Source organism: Streptomyces sp. GESEQ-35 (genome assembly GCF_017948485.1).
Taxonomy (GTDB): Bacteria; Actinomycetota; Actinomycetes; order Streptomycetales; family Streptomycetaceae; genus Streptomyces.
Map to the genome: position 1 here is coordinate 106486 of NZ_JAFFSX010000025.1, position 18476 is coordinate 124961.

The following is an 18476-nucleotide window of genomic DNA, read 5'->3' on the forward strand; positions in this document are numbered from 1 at the left end:
CAGGGGGCGGCCGTGAAGGCAGCCGCGACAGCAGCACCGATGTCGGATGCTTGCCGTAGGACCGCTACCCGTGTGAACGCTGAACCTCGGCCAGGCCCTGCTCAGGTTCTGGCTTCGGCGCACCGTGGACGATGAAGTGGTGGTCGACGAGGGCGGATGCGAAGTCGATCACGCGTGGCTTGATCGCTTCGGCGGGGATCTCGCCGCGGGCGGCGGCGCGTCCCAGGACGTCGCCCATCAGCTTGTCGTGGCTGGTGAACATGTGGGCGCGTAGGCTCGCGGTGTCCTCGGGGTTGGTCAGGTTCTCGGCCATCAGCCCGCGGGCGGCCCCCGCGTCGCCGACGAGCAGCGAGTCGCCGCGCTCTTCGCCACCGCGGAGGGAGACTTCTCGAAGCGCAACGCCCGGCCGGCACGAGGGTCTTCGATAAGCCGCTGCCCAACAGCGAACCGAAACTGCGGGCCGAACAGCGCCGGGGCCCTGGGAGCTCGGATCAGCACCCCGGGAAGCACCGCGCGGACAACGAAGACCCTGCTCCGTGACGCCTCCAGACCAGGCAATTTCACCCTCCCGGTGCAGGATCAAAGAGTCCGTTGAACCAACCCTCTGCCCTTCGCGTTGAACCCCTTGGAGCGCTGCTCGACCAATGCCCCCTTCGTATGCGTACGGAGGGGATGACCAACCCCGCCGTGCTCCGAAACCATCACCCACCCAAGCAAGGGGAGAACAATCCATGCGTACACGCATGATCGCAACGGCGGCAATTGCCGCGGCCTTCGTCATGGTCCCGGCAGGCAGTGCTCTCGCGGGCAGCGGGCCAGCTCCCGCGCCCTCCGAGCGTTCCGCGTCGAAGTCCGTGGCCCCCACGCCCAAGGGCAATCCCTTGAGTCTGAAGGCGCAGGCCAGCGACGTCTGTGAGGACGCCTACCAGATCGGCAAGACCGCCTACGTCAAGCGCGACGGCGCGACCATCGCCTCCGTGAAGCAGTTCTACTCGCCCGAGTGCAAGGAGAACTACAGCTACGTCTGGCTCTGGCAGTCGTTCGTCGACAAGGAAGACACCTACACCATCAGCACCGGTGTCTACAGCTACACCCAGGGGAAGAAGCTCGGCACCCAGGACTTCCCGCTGGACAAGGGCCAGGAGTACTGGTCCACGGGCACCGACACGGTCGAGGATTGCACCGCCGCAGCCGGCAGCGTGGTCCCCCATGGCGATCCTGCCAAGTACACGGCAATTACCGACAAGCGCTGCTGACCCTCGCCCAACCACGGGCGCCGAACGCCACGTTCGACCGAACGCGGTGACGGCACGTGTACCACCCCAAAGCGCCCCGGCTGTCCGCCAGACAGCTGGGCCACTGCGCTGTTTCCGGCGCACTGCGGCGCATGCTGCGGGTGCGCTCCAGGTCGAACCTGCACAGGTAGGCCTGCCAGAGACGGTCGATGTTCGCGGCGTCCAAGGCGCCGTGCCCGCGTCGGTGCTCGGCCGCCAGAGACAGTTCCCCCCGCAGGCCAGTTCGGCGTAGGTGTCGTTCTTGCGCAGGTGGGCCACGACAGCAGGGCCTGGCGCCCGGCGGGCAGCTTGCGCCCCCGGGTCCCACGTTCGGCGCGGCGGTGCGGCGGCCGCGCAGTTGGCAAGGCGTAGTGCGAACGGTCGGTTCGCGCCTGTTGGTTCAGTCCCCGGAGTGGTCCGGCAGGAGTTGAGCCGCGAGTGATCGTGCCGTGGCGGCGAGTGTGGCCGTGTCCAGCCCGGTGCGGCTCATGAACACGATCCCTTGTTGCGCGGCCAGGAGGGCCCGCGCCAGGGCGATCGGATCCGCGGCTGGCAGGTCGCCCTCGCGTTGGGCGCGGGCGACGCAGTCACCGATCAGCGCGGTGGTCGTTTCGTAGGTGCGGTGGGCGTGGGCGACGACTTCTGGATCGGCGATACCGAGTTCGCAGGTGCTGTTGGCCATCAGGCAGCCGCGCCGCGTACCAGCGCCGGTCGGGTCGTCGATCGGTGCCTCGAGGAGCATGCGTAGTGCGTCCACAGCCCGTGGAGCCTCGGCGAGGGCTTTCCGGAGACGGTCATGGCTGTCGTCGGTGTAGCTGCGCAGCGCCCGAAGGAAGAGCTGACGCTTGTCGCCGAACGCCGCATAGAGGCTGCCTTTGCCCAGGCCGCTGACCCGCATCAGGTCTTCCAGCGAGGTCGCGGCGTAACCGGCGTCCCAGAACTGCTCCCGGACGGCGTTCAGGACCTGCCTCTCGTCGAACGTTCGCGGACGTGCCATGCGACACAGGATACGAGTTCTTGACCGTGCAGTCCAACACCCGTGCATGCTGGACCAGACGGTCAAGAATTTCGTGGCGCGTCACACCTAGGGAAGCGAGAAGCACATGGGAAAACTGGACAACAAGGTGGCGATCGTCACCGGCGGATCGCGGGGGATCGAGGCGGCGTCGGCGCTGGCCGACGAGGGAGCCGACGTCGCGATCAGCTACTCGTCCTCGGCGGATCGGGCCAAGGCCGTGGTCGCCGAGCTGGAGGCCAAGGGTGTGCGCGGCGGCCTTCCAGGCCGACCAGGCGGATGCGACGCAGGCGGTGGGCCTGGTCCACAGCGTGGTCGAGCAGTTCGGAAAGCTGAACATCCTGGTCAACAACGCGGCCGCGGGTGGCGGCGGCCTCATCGACAGCGAGCTCGTCGACCAGGCCGCCATCGAGCGGCAGCTCGCCGTCAACTACACCAGCGTGGTGGCCGGGATCCAGGCGGCGTTCCCGCTGCTGCCTGATGGCGGGCGGATCGTCAGTATCAGCTCGGGTGTGGGAACGCGGGCGGGATTCCCTGGCATGGCGTATTACACGGGATCGAAGTCGGCCCTCGAGGGCTTCAGCCGCGGCGCAGCCCGCGATCTGGCGCACCGGGGCATCACGGTCAACGTCATCCAGCCCGGGTTCGTAGACACCGAAGGAAACCCCGCCGACGGCCCGGCCGCATCCATGTTCCTTCCGACGACGGCGATGGGGCGGTACGGCAGGCCGGAGGAGATCGCCGCAGGCGTCGTCTTCCTCGCCGGCCCGCAGGCCTCCTACGTCACCGGCGCAGTACTGAGCATCGACGGCGGATACAGCGCATAGCCCGACCGCGCAGCCGACGGCGGCAGCCGTCCGTGGCCGGCATCGACCTGCATCTGGAACTGAGCGGATCCGGATGGCGCGCCGGCCTCATGGACGTTTTACGGGAGACCATGCGCACCGGGCGGCTCGTGTCGGGCACCCGGCTGCCCTCGGCCCGATCCCTTGCCACTCATCCAGATATAGCCCGTAACACCGTGGCCGACGCCTACGCAGAACTGGCCGCCGAAGGCACTCACCGCACAGCAGTGACCCGGGAACCGGACGACCAGGCGGGCCGAGCCGCGCGCCCAGGCACCTCCGCCTCCACTCCCACACCCTCCAGGAGTTGAATCCCTCATGAACGCAACAGCTCAGATCGGCGTCACCGGCCTCGCGGTGATGGGCCGCAACCTGGCCCGCAACTTCGCCCGCAACGGCTACACCGTCGCCGTCCACAACCGCAACGCCGCCCGCACCCGCGCACTGAGCGACGAGTTCGGCGACGAGGGCACCTTCATCCCGGCCGAGAGCCCCGAGGAGTGCGTGGCCGCCCAAGGACTCTGACCTGGGCCGGGCTATCGCTGTTCTGGCTCGCGCCCAACAGGATGCCATCTGGAACCGGCAGCAGATCGCCAACCAGCTCCGGTCCCTGCTGCGCGAGTTCTATCCGGCCGCACTGGATGCCTTCGCCACCTGGGCCAATGGCCTCTGTCGCCCCGAGGCCCGGGAACTCCTCAAGGCCGCGCCGACGCCGTCTCGGGCTGCACGGCTGACTCGTCCGCAGCTCCAAGCGGCCTTCAAGCGCGCTGGCCGCAAGCGCGGTATCGAGCCGGACGGCGACCGGCTCCGCGACGTCTTCCGCGCCGACTGGGCCCACCAGCCACAGCTCGTCGAGGACGCGCTCGGCAAGCAGATGCTTGCCCTCCTCCTCCAGCTCGAGGCCGCCTGCACCGCCGCCGATGACCTTGCGAAGGCGGTGGAAGAGGCGTTCCCCCAACACCCGGACGCCGAGGTGATGTTGAGCTTCCCCGGGCTCGGCATCCAGCTCGCCGCCCGAATCCTCGCTGAGATCGGGGACGACCACACCCGGTTTGCTGACGCCCGTGGCCTGAAGGCATACGCCAGCTCCTCGCCCATCACCAGAGCCTCCGGCAAGAAGTCCAACATCACCCGGCGCTGGGTCAAAAACGACCGACTCAACCACGCCGGATATCTGTGGGCCTTCGCCTCACTGCGAGCATCCGACGGCGCCAACGACCACTACCGGCGCCGTCGCGAGCACGGGGACTGGCATGCAGCAGCTCAGCGCAACCTCTTCAACCGCATGATCGGCCAGCTCCACCACTGCCTCCAACACAACAAGCTTTTCGACGAACAGACCGCTTTTCCCTTCCAACTCACTGCTGCTGCCTGATGACTTGACATCATGAGGTGTCTACTACGACCGCTGCCGAGTCAGAGGAAAGACACACACGCAGGCTCTCCTCCGCCTCGCCCGACAGCACATCAGCGTGCTCTTCGCAATGCTCCGCGACGGCACCTTCTACGAACCCCGAATCCCACAGCTCACTTGACCAAAGACATAGAGACCCCCCCCGCCCGTCAGGCCGAGATCCGGTGAACCACTCCATGTTCCCGATGGCGGGTGAGGGTGGTACGGGCGAAAGTATCGCTGTCGGCGGAGGGCGGGGCGAAGGGGTCGACGTCGCCGGGGGCGCCGGCACCGACCATGTAGAGGGGGGTGACGGTGGTGCCGTCCAGGCCGAGGCGTTCGGTCACACCTCCGTCGTCGAAGGCGCCGGTCTGGAAGGGGCCCAGGCCCATCGCGGTGGCGGCCAGGACGAACGTTTGCCCGAAGTGGCCGGCGTCGAGGAGGCAGACCCGGTAAGCGCGAGGAGAACGGTACTTGACCAGCATGCGCTCGATCACCGCGGCCAGGACGACCACGAAGGACGCCTCGCCCATCCAGGACTGGTCACCGCCCAGGGAGGCCAGGTCCGCTCCCGTACAGCCCTCGGCGAGCAACTCCAGGGAGTGCTCCAGCGCGTTGTAGTGATACCAGCCCGGCGCGACCCCCGCCACGCGCCTGACTCCGACGTACGCTTCGAGTTCATGCCGTGCGCCGCCGGATGGGCTGGTGCGGCGCATCAGGGCGCCGAAACCTCCGGCGTCGCGGAAGTCCACGGGTCCGAAGGTGGTGGCCAACAGGGCGGCCAGGTCCGCCTGCGGCACCGGTCGCGAGCCGAACGAGCGGTGCGTGCGGCGCCGATAGAGGGTCTCGCCCAGGGGCGCATCGAGACGTGCCGGGGTACGGGGCAAGAGCATGCGCCGCGCTTCCGGATGGGAGGTGAAGAGAGCCGGACGGCCGTCCGTCACCAGTGCGTAGCGGCCTTCTTCGGTCAGCTCCTCATACCTGGAGTCCTGGGTCGCGTAGTGGAAGAACGACGCCTCGGGGGCCCACGGCCCCCAATGGCGCGCAACTTCCTCGTCACGCTCGGCTTCCGGGCTGCGCTCGGTGAGGAGCAGGGCGTGCTCGCGCAGGGTGCCAGCGGCTTCGGCCACGCTGTCGGAGTCGTAGGAGGACAACGTCTTGGCGGCCTCCTCTGGCGTGGTCCACTCGTCGAAGGCCGCGAGGATCTCCGCCGCCTCTGACGGCAGCGCACGGGGGGAGCCGCCGAGATAGGGGTGGGCGATGAAGTCGCCCTCGTGCCAGTAGCACACCAGGCACCGGGCTCTGCGCAGTCGCATGAGGCAGGGTTCTCCAGGACGCGGAGGGGTCGGAACGGGATGGCGGCGGTCCGGGAGATCCGGAACAGTCGGACGCGGACCGCCGCACCAACCAGGGGATGGCTCTTGCTGCCCGTCAGAGGGCCCAGCGGTAACCGCTGCGGTCCTTGCGCGTGGCGTCGCCGACCTTGATCACAATCTTGCGCATGTGTCGTCACCTCGTCGCTCTCCGGGGTGAGCTCGCCCTTGTGGAGGCCGTAGGAGGCCAGTTGCGTCAGGCCGCTGCGGTGCAGCAGCTCGTCGACGGAGGCGGGCGGGAAGTAGGAGTAGGTGTGCCGGATACCGGTGCGCTGCCAGGTGACGCCGTCCGCCGTGTCGAAGTAGTCGATCTGCCAGTCTGCCGCCTCCGGCTGCCGCGCCGAGGGGCTGCCCCGGTGCACGACGACGGCCTGCGGCTCCTCCTCGACGCTGATCTCCTGGGCGAGCATGCGGTAGAAGGCGAGCGTGTTCAGGTCGAAGACGAACAGCGCGCCCGGCCGCAGCACGCCCGCCACGCTCCGGAAAGCCGCCAGCAACTCCGCTTCGCCGGCGAGGTGGTCGAGGGGCTCGCCGAGCGCGATCGCGACATCGAACGGGCCCACCTCGGGAAGGTCGCGCAGATCCCCCATCAGGAACTGCACCCGATCCGCGCCCGGCTTGGCGGACGCGACACGGACCATCTCCGGCGACAGGTCGATGCCCGTCACCCGGTATCCCGAGGCCGCCATTCGCAGAGCGGCCTTTCCTGTCCCGCACCCCAGGTCCACCAGCTCACGGCCAGGCGCGCCATGACGGTCGATCAGCTCCTGGTAGAGACCGACCCACACGTCGTAATCGTCTGCGCGTGTCAGCCGGTCGTAGACCACGGCCATACGGTCGTATGCCCCGCGCACCGGGTCAGCGCCGGCCGTGCCCGCCCGCGCGGACGTCTCCTCGCAGGCGGCTTCCGGATCTCGTGGTGAACGGGCTTTCGGGGGCATGCAATCTCCCGGGAGGCACGATGGACTGACGGCACCCCCACGACGGAGTATCCCGGCGAACGGTTCACACGAGACCGCAACTTCCTCCGGCGAGCCTGCGGATCGGGGCTGCAGTCGGCAAGATCCGCCGGACAGGCCTTAGTAATCCAGTTGTACTTCTCCATATGCCCTGGTCGCGGGGCCCTGTCGGAGTCTAGGTGGCTGACGCTGCATCAGGTTGGTGGTGGTTTGTGACTCACTCGATCGGGGCGCGTTGACCGGTCGTGGATATGGGGAGCGATGCCGAAGTCGATTCGTGGGATGCCGAGTTGGAGTCGTTGCTGCTGCGGGTGGGCGAGCGGTTCGGCCGTGTCGAGCCGCGGCGGCGGATGCGGGACTACGTGCGTGGCCTGCTGGGCCCGGTGGGCCGCAAGAACAGCTGGCAGATAGCCGAGCACGCAGGCAATGACACCCCGTATGGGCTGCAGAGGCTGCTGTCGTGGTGCCAGTGGGACCCCGACGAGATCCGCGACGATCTGCGGGACTATGTGGCCGACCAGCTCGGGCAGCCGGCCCGCTGGGCGCGCCTCACCCGCGCCGCGCGGCGGTTACGCCCTCCGGCCCTCGCCCCTCTCCCCGCAGCAGCGGTTGAACTCCTATGCGCGGCCAGCCGTGCACACTCGGGGCGAATTTGCCCGCGCCTAATCCGTAACACCACGTTAAGGAGCCATCAGCATGCACTCCCCATCCGATGTGAATACATCGCCCGGTGACGCCGGGAAGACCGAAGGCTCCGGGGCGCCCCCATCCTCCGACGGGCTGCAAACCGGTCTCAAGAACCGCCATCTCTCCATGATCGCGATCGGTGGCGTGATCGGCGCCGGGCTCTTCGTCGGCTCAAGCTCCGGCATCGCCGCCGCGGGGCCCGCCATCCTGCTCTCGTACGCGTTCGTGGGCATGCTGGTCGTCTTCGTGATGCGGATGCTCGGCGAGATGGCCGCGGCCGCCCCCTCCTCGGGCTCGTTCTCCGCGTACGCGGACAGGGCGCTCGGGCGCTGGGCCGGATTCTCCATCGGCTGGCTCTACTGGTTCTTCTGGGTCGTGGTCCTCGCCGTCGAGGCGACGGCGGGCGCGGAGATCCTGGAGGGCTGGATACCGGCCGTGCCCCAGTGGGGCTGGGCCCTGATCGTGATGGTCGTCCTCACCGCGACGAACCTCGTCTCGGTCGGCTCGTACGGCGAGTTCGAGTTCTGGTTCGCGGGCATCAAGGTCGTCGCCATCGCCGCGTTCGTCGCGATCGGCGGGCTCGCGGCGTTCGGCCTGCTGCCCGGCTCGGACAACGAGGGGGCCGGGCTGGCCAACCTCACCGCGCATGGCGGCTTCTTCCCCGAGGGGCCCGGGGCCATCCTCACCGGCATCTTGCTGGTGGTCTTCTCGTTCATGGGCAGCGAGATCGTCACCCTCGCGGCCGGCGAGTCGGAGGACCCGCGCCGCGCGGTCACCAAGGCGACCAACAGCGTGATCTGGCGCGTCGCCGTCTTCTACCTCGGCTCGATCTTCGTCGTCCTCACGCTGCTCCCCTGGGACAGCAAGGCGATCGCCGACAAGGGCTCGTACGTCGCAGCGCTCGACTCCATCGGCATCGGACACGCCGGGCAGGTCATGAACGTCATTGTGCTCACGGCGGTGCTGTCCTGTCTCAACTCCGGCCTGTACACGGCCTCCCGAATGGCATTCTCGCTCGGCGAGCGCGGCGACGCGCCTCGCTCCTTCGCCCGTACGAACGCGCGGGGCGTCCCGCAGGCGGCGATCCTGGGCTCCGTCGTCTTCGGCTTCCTCGCGGTCTTCTTCAACTACCAGTGGCCCGAGACGGTGTTCGCCTTCCTGCTCAACTCCTCCGGCGCGGTGGCTCTGTTCGTCTGGCTGGTCATCTGTGGCACCCAGCTGAAGATGCGGGGCATCATCCTGCGCGAGACCCCCGAGAAGCTGACCGTGCGGATGTGGCTCTTCCCGTATCTGACCTGGGCGACGATCGGGATGATCTCGTTCGTTCTCGTCTACATGCTGACCGAGCCCGACGCGCGCGAGCAGGTCACGATGTCGATGCTGGCAGCGGTCGTGGTCGTCGGCATCGCGCTGATCCGCGAGTGTGTCGGCCGGAAGCCGGAGGCCCAGGGCGGCCCTCCCGAATGAACCGCGGCCCGGTCTCCTCCGTTGTCGCCTGTCGTACGGACGACGACGCGCGGCACCGGAGGGACCGTCCGGGATGGGGCACCGAACCGTCCCTGGGCGTACAGCTGACGTCGCTGGTCGATATGCGACACGTCTAGGAGGAGTACCCGGTGACCGACTACAAGACCGGCGACCAGGAAGCGATGATGTCGATCATCACTGCCCAGTGGGTCAGCCAGATAGCACGGACCCTCGCCGAAATGCGGGTCCCCGACCTGCTGCACGAAGCTCCGCGCACACCTGACGAGATCGCCGAGGCCGCAGGTACACACCCGGAGACGACGTTCCGGCTCATGCGAGGGGCCGTGGGGACAGGCCTGGCCGCCTATGACGACGCCTCCGGCCGGTTCACCAGCACACCCTTGCTCGACCGGCTCCGCACCGACGCGGCCGACTCGCTGCGCAACCTCGCGATCGTACGGCACTGGCGGCTGTGGGGCAGCCTGCCCGACGCAGTGCGCACCGGCAAGGACCAGGCTATGGAGGTCCTCGGGCAACCCCTGTGGGAGTACTTCAGCGCCACCCCCGAGGAAGGTGAGCTCTTCACCCAGGGCATCACCGAACTGTCGCTCCCGATCATCCGCGAGGCGGTCCCGGAGATCCCTGCCGATCCCGGGGAGACGATCGTCGATCTCGGCGGCGCCACCGGAGCATTCGTGCTGTCCATGCTCGACGAGCATCCCGGGACCACCGGCATCCTCTTCGAGCTTCCCCACGTGGTGGACTCCGCCCGTGTACACATACAAGCCCGCTCGCTGAGCGAGCGGTGCACCGCCCAGGCTGGTGACTTCTTCGAATCGGTTCCGGAAGCCGACATCTACCTGCTGAAGTTCGTCCTCCACGACTGGGACGACGAGGCCTGCGCCCGGCTCCTCGAGCGGTGCCGGGAAGCAATGCGGCCCGGCGGACGAGTCGTTGTCGTCGACATGCTGATCGGGCCGGTCTCCCGTCCCGACCCCGCCGCACTGATGGACGTCAACATGCTCACCCTGCAACCCGGCCGCGAACGCGACCACGACGACCTCGATCGACTCTTCGCATCAGCCGGACTCAAACACTCGAACACAACACCGCTCACCCCTCCGTACTACATCGTCGAAGCCGTCACCTCCTGACAGCATCTGCGCCGCCCCGCTCGATTCCATGAACGCCAGCAGCACAAACCCGCCCAGCGCCCGGACGGGCCGAGTCGCCGTGGGGTGCCGGGCGGCGAGGCCTCCTGGCCCGGACGCCGCTTCCTTGCATCGGTATTGCTTATCGCTTGCCAAATGCACATCAGAAACACCTGGTTGACGATCTTCCGCGGCGAATATCCGTAATTACGCGATTCGAGGCGCACGCGGCGTTCCACCTATGTTCGCAACGACCAGTCTGGCACGCCCGTCATGTCTCTCCCGTCGGCTGGAGCACTGCGCTGCGCACGAGGATCGAGACGAGCCCGGGCAAGGGCGGACAGCCGTGAGACCCCGGGGCCTGGAACCCCGGGCCGCCCCCCGCGACTGAGCGGCCACCTGACCTCAGATCCGAAACGGAGACACTATGCCCAACAAGGAACCGACGGATCCGGGAGGACCGACGGTACGCCGCGCCGTGCCGCTTCCGGGGTCCGCGCCCGCAACCGCCCTCGACGCACTGGCGCCGGGCGAACCGGCCGGATCGGTTCGCTCGTCCGGATCAACCGAGGGGCCGACCGCGGCCCCGGACTCCTTCGAGCCCGCCGCTTCGGCCCGCCCTGAGGGGCCGACAGCGGCCGTCGAGACCTCGTCCTCGTCCGTGCCCGACGGGGGCCTGGGCAGCACGGGTGCCGCCGGGGCGACGGCTGCCGGGGCCGACAACGACCCGCCGGAGTCCTCCACCGCGACCGGCGGAGACGAGGAGCCCCCCTCCGGCCGCCCCACCAAGGCGCTGCGCGCCGCCGCAGCCCTCGCCGGCGCCCTCCTGATCGCCGTACCCCTGATCGCCCTCGGCACCGGGGACGACGACAAGAAGGACTCCGGCACCGGAAAGGCCGCCTGGGCGACCATCCCCGACGGCGAGGATCCGCAGAACCCCGGCTCGTACAAGGGCAAGTCCCCCGTCCCCGAGCCCACGAAGGACAAGAAGGGCAGCTCGGACGTCGATCCCGACTCCGGCGGCCAGAAGGCCGCCGAGGATGAGGGCGGAGAAGGGGAAGAGAGCAGCAACGACTCCCTGAAGGACGACAGCTCGGAGGGCGACGACTCCTCTAGCTCTCCGCCGGCGCCGTACTCCGGCCCCGGCCCCTTGCTCCCGGACCGGTTGATTCTGGTGAACGCCATGACCCGGATGTGCATCGACGTCCCGGGCAAGGGCAAGGGGAGGGTGAACGGCCCCGTCAACCAAGACCCGTGCGCGAAGGACCGGCGGACGGACAACCAGCAGTGGTACATGGACGTGAAGAAGAAGACGTCCAAGCACGGCAGGCTCGTCGTGTTCCGCAACGCCAAAGACAACCTGTGCCTGGACCTGCCCGGGTACGGCGGCGTGCCCGGCGGGACGGGAGTGGTCGAGGCCCCCTGCGACGGCACGTACGAGGACAACCAGCTCTGGTGGTTGGACCGCCGGGCGGGCAGTAACTCCTGGATCCGCAATTACCGCAGCGAGCAGATGTGCCTGGACGTCCACGGTAAGAAGTACGGCAGCGGCGGCGAGGACGCCCGGCTCGGAGTCCTTCGCTGCAACCCGAAGGACGACCATGAGTGGCGGATGAGCTGACCGCCCGCAGGCCCCTTGGGACCGACGAAACCCCCGCGGCAGGAAGTGCGCCGCGGGGGTTTCGTCGTCAACCGTCACGCCGCACGGCCGACCGGTTCACTCGCCTCCCCAGCTCCCCTCCTCACCGCGCGGTGAACTCCTCCCCACGTGAGCCGTGATAGGGGCATGGCGCCCCGGACGGAAACACCCCGTCCGACATCCGCATTGAAGGAGGATCCGCGCAATGAACGGAAAAGGCGCGGCAAGGCGGTGTACCCGGCCAGGGCCATGGCACCGGCCAGGGCGAGCACGTCGCCCATCAGCGCCGAACCGCCCGCCTACACATCGGGCCCGGCAGCCAGGGCCGCGCCCACCACCGCGAGCAGCAGCCCCGCCCAGGTGCGGCGGGCGACCGGTACGCCCTGGCCCGCGGCGATGAACGCCTGCCAGACCGGCTGTGTGGCCACGAGCGCCGTGGACATGGCCACAGTGGTCATCCGCGTGCTCGTCATGAAGGTCGCGAAGTGCAGCGCGAGCGAGGTGGCGGCCAGGAAGCCGCGGGTCAGGGGCCGCCATTGCTCGCGCCGCAGCACTCCGCGTTCGCCGCGCGCGACCCGCGCCACCTCGCGGCGACGCAGCACCAGCAGGAGGAGCGGCACGAGTGTGACGAAGCCCAGGGCGTTGCGCCAGAAGGCCATGGCCAGAGCCGGTGCGGAGGCAGCGGCGGTGAGCGGGGCGGTGGCGGCGAAAGAGACCACGGTGACCGTCATCGCGGCGACGGCCAATGGGTCGAAGACCGGTCGAGAGCGCTTCGCATCACCGGAAGACGAGGACATGGGCATAGCTGGCTCAACTGCTTGCGGTCGGGGCGCCGTCGTCCGGATACGTGCTCAGTTCCTTCGAAGGAATGACGCCGACGGCAGCGGGGGGGGGAAGTGGCGCGGCGGGTACGGGGGTTTCCCGCCGCGCCACCTCCCCCTACACGTGGAGCGGCGCCCAACGGTTCAAATCAGCTCCAGGCCCCTGGGCCACACAGTGAACTCCTGGCCGCGCCCGCAACCGGAACCCCGTGCTGTGTGCTGCGCCTCTTGCTGGAGGCTGCGGTCCGCCGGCTGGGTTATGGCGCGGTGGCCGGCGGCGGGGCCGCCCCGGGGAGTCCCCCCGCACCGAAGCAATCTTGACTGTCCGGTCCAGATCAGGCAGGGTTATGGACGTAATAGTCCACAACTTGAAGGAGGGCGGCATGGCCGTCTTGGCAGACAAGGTCGCCGTGGTCACCGGGGGCAGTTCCGGCATCGGGTTCGCGACTGCACGCGCGTTCCGCGACGAGGGTGCCAAGGTGTTCATCACCGGTCGCCGCCAGGACGCGCTCGACGCCGCGGTCGCTGAGCTCGGACCCGGCGCTACCGGCGTGGTGTGCGATGTTTCGGTGCCCGCAGAACTCGACGCGTTCTACAGGATCGTGCGCGACCAGGCCGGACGCATCGACGTGCTGGTCGCCAACGCCGGCATCGGCACAGTGGCTCCATTCGGCGAGGTGACGGAGGATCTGATCGACTCGGTGTTCGCCACCAACGTCAAGGGCACGATCTTCACTCTCCAGCAAGCGCTGCCGCTGCTCAGCACAAACGCTTCGGTGATCCTTACGGGTTCGACCGCTGGAACACGGCCCAACCCGGGACTCGAGGTCTACGGAGCGTCGAAGGCCGCAGTGCGCAACCTCGCCCGCGGTTGGGCCCACAGCTCGCGCGCGCATGGCTTTCGGGTCAACGTCGTATCCCCGGGCGGTGCACGCACCCCTGGTCTGCTCGAGCTGCTCGGGCCCGAGATGCTCAAGCAGGCCGAGGCCGGAGGTGGCGTCCCCCTTGGCCGGCTCGCCGAGCCCGAGGAGATCGCCGCCGTGACGACGTTCCTCGCCTCGGACGCATCGAGTTACGTCAACGGTGCCGAGTTCTTCGCCGACGGTGGATCCGCGCAGGTGTGAGTGCGCCGGCGGGGGCTGGAGGGTGAACTATTGTCGGACCCGGGCGGCCGCGGCGCGTCAGCGAGACCTGAGCGCACATGAGTTGCTCGCGACGACCGCACGATGTTCGAGGAGTTCACCCATCCCGCCGGAGCACGGGACCGCCTCCCAGGCCCCCTCGTCCTGTGAAGCGCCGGACATCCCCGCGCACGAACACCGCCCCCGGGCACGGCGCTCTGTCCTCTCCCCGCCGCCGGTCCGATGGTGCGGCGGGCGGGCCCACTGTCCTCCCGCCCGGCCGGGCGCCGCACCGGCCGCGTTCCCGGCCTACCGTCCGAGCGGTCCCGCGCACGTCTCCGGCCAGTTGAACGGTCCGGGCGCGCGAGGATGGCTACGCAGCGCCTCGTCGAGCCTGTCGAGCGTTGCGCGGTCGTATTCGTCGAGCTCCGTGCTCTGGGGAATCGTTCCGGCGTTCGTGGCGGCGGGAGCGCTGGACACCTCGCGCATCAGCACCAGTCGAGCGCCGTCGCCGTCGCTCTCGCGGACGTCGAGCACGCGCAGCAGCGTGCCCGGCGCGAACACGATCTCGTCCCGCTTCGCGGCGGCTCCCGGTCCGCCCGTCAGCTCGCGCACCCGGCGGCCCGTCGCCGACCAGATCACGTACTGCGGACCGGCGGGGCGCGGCGTGCCCGGCCAATGGGGCAGCCCGCCGACGGGTGCCGCATCGCGCACCAGGTTCCCCGGGACGACGCCGTCGTCCGCGCCATCGGTGCCGCGGAAGGCGGGGCCGCGGTACGACGGGAGCCGGCGCAGCGCCGACGCCACGCACGCGGCGTAGCACAACGCCCGCTCGTCACCGGCCCGCACGCCCCGGGCCAACTCGTCATGCCCCAGCGGACCTTCGGCGGCGTGCAGATACGCGTGCAGCGCGATCAGGTCGTCCCTGGCGTCCTCCAGCTCCGGCCCGCGCAGCGCGGGCATCCTGGTGAGCGCCCGCGTGACGGCGGCGCCGTGCCGCTCCCAGCTCTCCTCCGCCAGCCTCCGGAACGCCGCGCGTTGCGCTGCCGTACTGGCGTGCCCCGGCAGGAACGGGACGGCGGGCAGCGGTCCCGCGGACACGGACACGACGGCGGGCCGTCGGTGCGAGGGGCCGGCCGGGCGTGTTTCTGGTGCCGCAACGGGCGGTGGTTCGGGGGTCCGTGGCTCCGAGGTCTCCTCGCCTGCCTCGTCGCGCGCGGGAAGGCGGCGGGCGGATGCGCGCTCGGCCGGGGCGGAGGTGGTGCGGATGTCCGGTGAGGGGCTCGGCGGGAACGGGGGTGGGGGTTCCCACGGTTCCCGCTCGTCGCTTTCGACCTGGTGCGGGTCGGGCGAGGACGCCGCTTCACCGCTGCTCGTCGGCGCCGGCTCGCTGCCGGTGGGCGGCGAGGCGGAGTCGGGAACGGGCGCAGCCTCGGGAACGGGCGCAGCCGCAGGGGCAGGAAAGTCGCCGGCGGCGGGGGCGGCCGCGGCCTCCGGGGCAGGTCGGGCCCGGCGAGCAGGGGTGGGCGGCCCCTCGGCCGCGTAACGCAGCGGGTTCCGGGGGAGCGTTGTCGTGCCGTAGCCGGCCTCCTGCGGAGCGGCCGGAGTGGTCTCGAAGCGGATGGCGCGCAGGGCGTGTTCGGCGGCGGTACGACGCAGCGCGCGGCCGTCGTCCGTGCTCGCGCCGTGCACGAACAACCGTGCCTTTCCCCGGACTTCGGCGGCGAGTCCACCCAGGAGCGTGCCGAGTACGGGGGTCAACGACTCGTCCAGAGCCTGCCCGGCGCGTCCCACCTCTATGGCCGGGCCGTCCGGGTCCGCCAGCCGGTCCGCCAACGGCGGGCGCTGCTCGTCCGTTTCGGTCAGCCACAAGCCGGCGCGGGTCACCGCGATCTGCCAGCTCTCGGAGAGCCGGACGACGCCCTGTTCGGGCTGCACCCGGCTGTCGTGACCGTCGTCGACAGGCGAGGTCCAGCGCTGGAGCCGGGGGGCCGGTGCGGGCGCGCCCGGCTCGGCGGGACGGCACCGCACCTCGTCCACGAATGCCTGCCACCGGGGCGAGCCGTCGGCGCCGAGCACCACCGCGTGCACGCCGGACCGCGCCGCCGAGCCGTGCGTCAGCAGCGGCATTCCGGTGCACGCCGTGACCTCGGCGCCCAGCGTGTCGGACACCGCCTGGACGGTGGGCAGCACATCCCGGTGGCCTCCCGGGGCGATCCTGACCAGGTTCCGCGTGGGCTCCGGCAGTGCGGTGAGGAGCTCGACGACATCGCCGGCCGAGACGTCCCCGCCCTCGGGAACGCCCAGCAGCACGGTGGGTCCCCGAGGATCGGCCGGTACGGCGTAGCACAGGTCGCCCAGGCCAGGCGGGTCCACGTCCCTGGACCGGGCGAGCACCCCGGCCGGGATCTGCTGGATCACGGAGGCGGCCCCGACCTTCTCGGGCAGCAGCTCGATCGCCGGCTGCCAGTCGGGCGCCGGCTGGCGGGGGCCGATCCGCTCCGGCTCTGCCCCGTCGGGCAGGAACCGCCACCAGCTCCCCTCTTCCCCCACCGGCCCCCCGCCGGCGTACGGACCCCGGGCCGGCACGAACAGCCCGCCGCCGGGCACCACGAGAGCAAGCCCGTCGGGCGCGACGACCTCCAACTGCCAGGCGTCCGCGATCCGGCGGGCCAGCGCGGGTGCCTCGAGACGGTCGTCCCCGGCCGCCGTCATGACGAGCCGGACCGTGCGGATGCCGTCGTCCCGCAGCTCGTCGAGGACGCCGCCGAGCCGGGGCCACAGGTCGGCGGAGTGCGACGCGTCGGCACCGGTCAGCACCGTGACCGTGTCCGCGTCGGCGGACAGGACCCGGGCGAGGTCCGCGACGTCGGACGTGCCGAGGGCGTCGTCGGAGGGCGTACGGAGCAGCCGGATGCCGTCGTACTCCTCGACGAGCAGCCGCTCCCCTCCCTCGCCTGTGTTCGCGAAGCCCTCGGCCTGCGAGGTTGGTGCGGACTCCGCCGCGGCCGACCGGTCGCCACGCCTGCCGAACCACCTCGACCGGCCGCCGCCGGTGCGGCTCACGGTGTTGTTTCCGAGCCGGGTTCGGAATTCTCCGAACCGCCGGGGGCGTCTTCCGTGCTGTGCTCTCCGGCCGGCTCCCCGTCCACCGGATCTACCGGGTCCGCCAGGTTCGCCGGGTTCGCCGTCGCCGAGCCGATGTCCTCGGTGCTCATCGTCAGCGGCCAGTCGTCCACGGACGGGGTACGGGGCCCCGTCGCGGAGCCGGAGGCGGGGGCGGTCTCAGGCTCAGACCCGGGCTCGGCCTCCGCCCTGTCCATCGCCTCCTCCAGACCGTCGGTGTGCAGCACCATGCTGACCGGAGCCGAGCTGTTCAGGCACAGGCTGTACCCCTCGGGAATCCGGTCCAGGAACTCCCGCGCCTTCACCTGCTCGAAGCCCAGCCGCCCGGCGAGGTGGAGGTACTGCGGCGAGGTGTAGACCGGAATCACCGGGGTGCCGTCGGGCGCCGACGCGCGCACCGGGTCACCTTCCGCCGTGACCAGTACCGCCACTTCGGCGCGCCCCAGGGCGCTGGTGACGTCCTCGGCGGGGCCGTAGCCGGTCGTGGCCAGCTGGATGGCGGCGTCCACCTCGTCGGTGGGCTCCGGCCAGCCCATCGCGCCCGGCGAGGGCCGGTAGTCCTCGTTGTCCTGCCACTCGACGATCTCCCCGTCGAAGTCGGAGCGCCACTGGCCGACCACGGCCCACTCCGGCGGCGGTCCGTCACCGGACCAGGCCGGGTCGATCAGGTACAGCCAGTGGTTCGGCGCGAGCCGGGCCGCCTCGATGAACTCCTCCGGCGGGGCGGGGTCCACCATCGCCGTACCCGTCGCGGCGTCCGCGGCCTCCTCGGCCCCTGCGTCTGCGGTACGGACCTCGCCGTTGGGCTCACTCATTCTGTCCTCACTCGCTGGTTCGTACGGTGTCGTATGGATCGGGAGCGGTCATCGGCACCGCCGCGTCAGGGCTTGCGTCACGTGCCACGGATTTCGGCTCGGAAACGTTCAGTCCTGGGACGCGGCCCGGAGCGCGCCCTTTCCGATGAGCAGCGCCACCGGGGCGGAGGAGCTGAGGAACAGCACCTCCTCGTCGTCGCCCAGCCGCTCCAACAGGTCTGTCATCGGCATCACGTCATGCCGGGGAAGCTGGTCCGCCTCCAGGCCGGACGAAGTGGAGAAGACGGCCACAGCGGGGACACCCTCGGGCGTCTCGTCAACCGAGGGCCGCCCCTCGTCGTCCACGCACACGGCGACCTCGGCGTCCGCCAGGGCACGGACAACGTCGTCCTCCGGCCCGTAGCCGGTGGCAGCACGCTGGACGGCCCGGTCAGCGGAGCTGACCGGTTCGGGCCACCCCATCCTCTCGGGCGACGGGCGGTAGTCGGGATTGCGCTGCCACTCGACGATCTCCCCGTGCTCGTCGGTGCGCCAGCGGCCGAGCATCGCCCAGGTCGGCGGTTCCTCCCCTTCCTCGCCGTTCCACTGCTGGTCGACGACGCCGAGCCAGTGGTCGGGGGCCAGCTTCGCCGCCTCGGAAATGTCCTCGGGAGGAGGCGGAAAGCCCGGCTCACCAGGGCGTACGAGCGTGGGTGGTTCCTCCTCGGCACCTTGTCGCCGGACGTCGTCCTCCGGGATCGACATAGCTGCTCTCCAACGGTCGGTATGTGTGGTGTCGTTGTCCCAGGGG

General features: G+C 70.0%; 15 protein-coding genes and 4 pseudogenes. 11 read left to right on the forward strand and 8 right to left on the reverse strand.

Annotation, left to right across the window (positions count from 1 at the left end; genetic code table 11):
- Window positions 1–64 precede the first annotated feature (64 nt).
- A complete protein-coding gene (locus KCH87_RS50220) occupies window positions 65–781 on the reverse strand; it encodes a TetR-like C-terminal domain-containing protein (RefSeq protein WP_308298997.1) in 717 nt (238 codons plus the stop codon).
- Between KCH87_RS50220 and KCH87_RS36510 the strand changes: the two genes are divergently transcribed.
- Window positions 732–1256 carry a hypothetical protein gene (locus tag KCH87_RS36510; protein ID WP_210592157.1) on the forward strand — a complete coding sequence of 175 codons (525 nt, stop codon included), beginning with the start codon at window positions 732–734 and terminating at the stop codon, window positions 1254–1256. The two genes, KCH87_RS50220 and KCH87_RS36510, sit on opposite strands and share 50 nt — an antisense overlap.
- A 418-nt stretch (window positions 1257–1674) precedes the next feature.
- Here the strand turns inward: KCH87_RS36510 and KCH87_RS36515 are convergent, their stop codons facing one another.
- The gene (locus KCH87_RS36515; protein WP_210592158.1) at window positions 1675–2271 is read right to left on the reverse strand and encodes a TetR/AcrR family transcriptional regulator; all 597 of its coding nucleotides are present in this window, start codon (window positions 2269–2271) and stop codon (window positions 1675–1677) included.
- 263 nt (window positions 2272–2534) lie between these two features.
- Between KCH87_RS36515 and KCH87_RS36520 the strand changes: the two genes are divergently transcribed.
- The 5 genes and pseudogenes from KCH87_RS36520 to KCH87_RS36540 all read left to right on the forward strand — a co-directional run.
- On the forward strand, window positions 2535–3116 hold the full coding sequence (locus KCH87_RS36520; protein ID WP_308298998.1) for an SDR family oxidoreductase: 582 nt from the start codon (window positions 2535–2537) through the stop codon (window positions 3114–3116).
- 110 nt (window positions 3117–3226) lie between these two features.
- Complete coding sequence (locus KCH87_RS50845) at window positions 3227–3445, forward strand: GntR family transcriptional regulator (protein WP_374199081.1); 219 nt, start codon at window positions 3227–3229, stop codon at window positions 3443–3445.
- A gap of 7 nt (window positions 3446–3452) precedes the next feature.
- A pseudogene (locus KCH87_RS36530) lies at window positions 3453–3647 on the forward strand (NAD(P)-binding domain-containing protein); the annotation flags it as partial.
- Window positions 3646–4509: pseudogene (locus KCH87_RS36535) on the forward strand (transposase); the annotation flags it as partial. The pseudogenes KCH87_RS36530 and KCH87_RS36535, both read left to right, overlap by 2 nt.
- A gap of 22 nt (window positions 4510–4531) precedes the next feature.
- Window positions 4532–4669, forward strand: a pseudogene (locus KCH87_RS36540) (IS110 family transposase); the annotation flags it as partial.
- A gap of 28 nt (window positions 4670–4697) precedes the next feature.
- Here the strand turns inward: KCH87_RS36540 and KCH87_RS49585 are convergent.
- Both KCH87_RS49585 and KCH87_RS50850 read right to left on the reverse strand, forming a co-directional pair.
- Complete coding sequence (locus KCH87_RS49585) at window positions 4698–5843, reverse strand: SagB/ThcOx family dehydrogenase (protein ID WP_247197339.1); 1146 nt, start codon at window positions 5841–5843, stop codon at window positions 4698–4700.
- Between the two features lie 311 nt (window positions 5844–6154).
- Window positions 6155–6841 (reverse strand): annotated as a pseudogene (locus KCH87_RS50850) (class I SAM-dependent methyltransferase); the annotation flags it as partial.
- Window positions 6842–7110: 269 nt separating this feature from the next.
- On the opposite strand from KCH87_RS50850, the gene KCH87_RS49595 reads away from it, so the two are divergent.
- From KCH87_RS49595 to KCH87_RS50225, 4 genes are all read left to right on the forward strand, one after another.
- Window positions 7111–7593 (forward strand): transposase, encoded by a 483-nt coding sequence (locus KCH87_RS49595; protein WP_282613040.1) that lies wholly within the window; start codon window positions 7111–7113, stop codon window positions 7591–7593.
- Entirely contained in the window at window positions 7556–9013 is a 1458-nt protein-coding gene (locus KCH87_RS36560; protein WP_210592161.1) for an amino acid permease, read from the forward strand. The genes KCH87_RS49595 and KCH87_RS36560 overlap by 38 nt, the downstream gene beginning before the upstream one ends.
- A gap of 149 nt (window positions 9014–9162) precedes the next feature.
- Window positions 9163–10167, forward strand: a complete 1005-nt coding sequence (locus tag KCH87_RS49600; protein ID WP_210592162.1) for a methyltransferase — start codon at window positions 9163–9165, stop codon at window positions 10165–10167.
- A gap of 424 nt (window positions 10168–10591) precedes the next feature.
- Window positions 10592–11785, forward strand: coding sequence for an RICIN domain-containing protein (locus tag KCH87_RS50225; protein ID WP_210592163.1), 1194 nt, complete (start codon window positions 10592–10594; stop codon window positions 11783–11785).
- A gap of 317 nt (window positions 11786–12102) precedes the next feature.
- On the opposite strand, the gene KCH87_RS36575 is transcribed toward KCH87_RS50225, so the two are convergent.
- Window positions 12103–12600, reverse strand: coding sequence for an EamA family transporter (locus tag KCH87_RS36575; protein WP_210592164.1), 498 nt, complete (start codon window positions 12598–12600; stop codon window positions 12103–12105).
- Between the two features lie 407 nt (window positions 12601–13007).
- Between KCH87_RS36575 and KCH87_RS36580 the strand changes: the two genes are divergently transcribed.
- A complete protein-coding gene (locus tag KCH87_RS36580) occupies window positions 13008–13748 on the forward strand; it encodes an SDR family NAD(P)-dependent oxidoreductase (protein WP_210592182.1) in 741 nt (246 codons plus the stop codon).
- 306 nt (window positions 13749–14054) lie between these two features.
- Here the strand turns inward: KCH87_RS36580 and KCH87_RS36585 are convergent, their stop codons facing one another.
- From KCH87_RS36585 to KCH87_RS36595, 3 genes are all read right to left on the reverse strand, one after another.
- Complete coding sequence (locus KCH87_RS36585; protein WP_210592165.1) at window positions 14055–16811, reverse strand: hypothetical protein; 2757 nt, start codon at window positions 16809–16811, stop codon at window positions 14055–14057.
- The gene (locus KCH87_RS50545) at window positions 16808–17686 is read right to left on the reverse strand and encodes a type VII secretion system-associated protein (protein WP_210592166.1); all 879 of its coding nucleotides are present in this window, start codon (window positions 17684–17686) and stop codon (window positions 16808–16810) included. Before KCH87_RS50545 ends, KCH87_RS36585 begins: the two co-directional genes overlap by 4 nt.
- A gap of 108 nt (window positions 17687–17794) precedes the next feature.
- Window positions 17795–18430, reverse strand: coding sequence for a type VII secretion system-associated protein (locus KCH87_RS36595; RefSeq protein ID WP_210592167.1), 636 nt, complete (start codon window positions 18428–18430; stop codon window positions 17795–17797).
- Window positions 18431–18476: the final 46 nt, after the last annotated feature.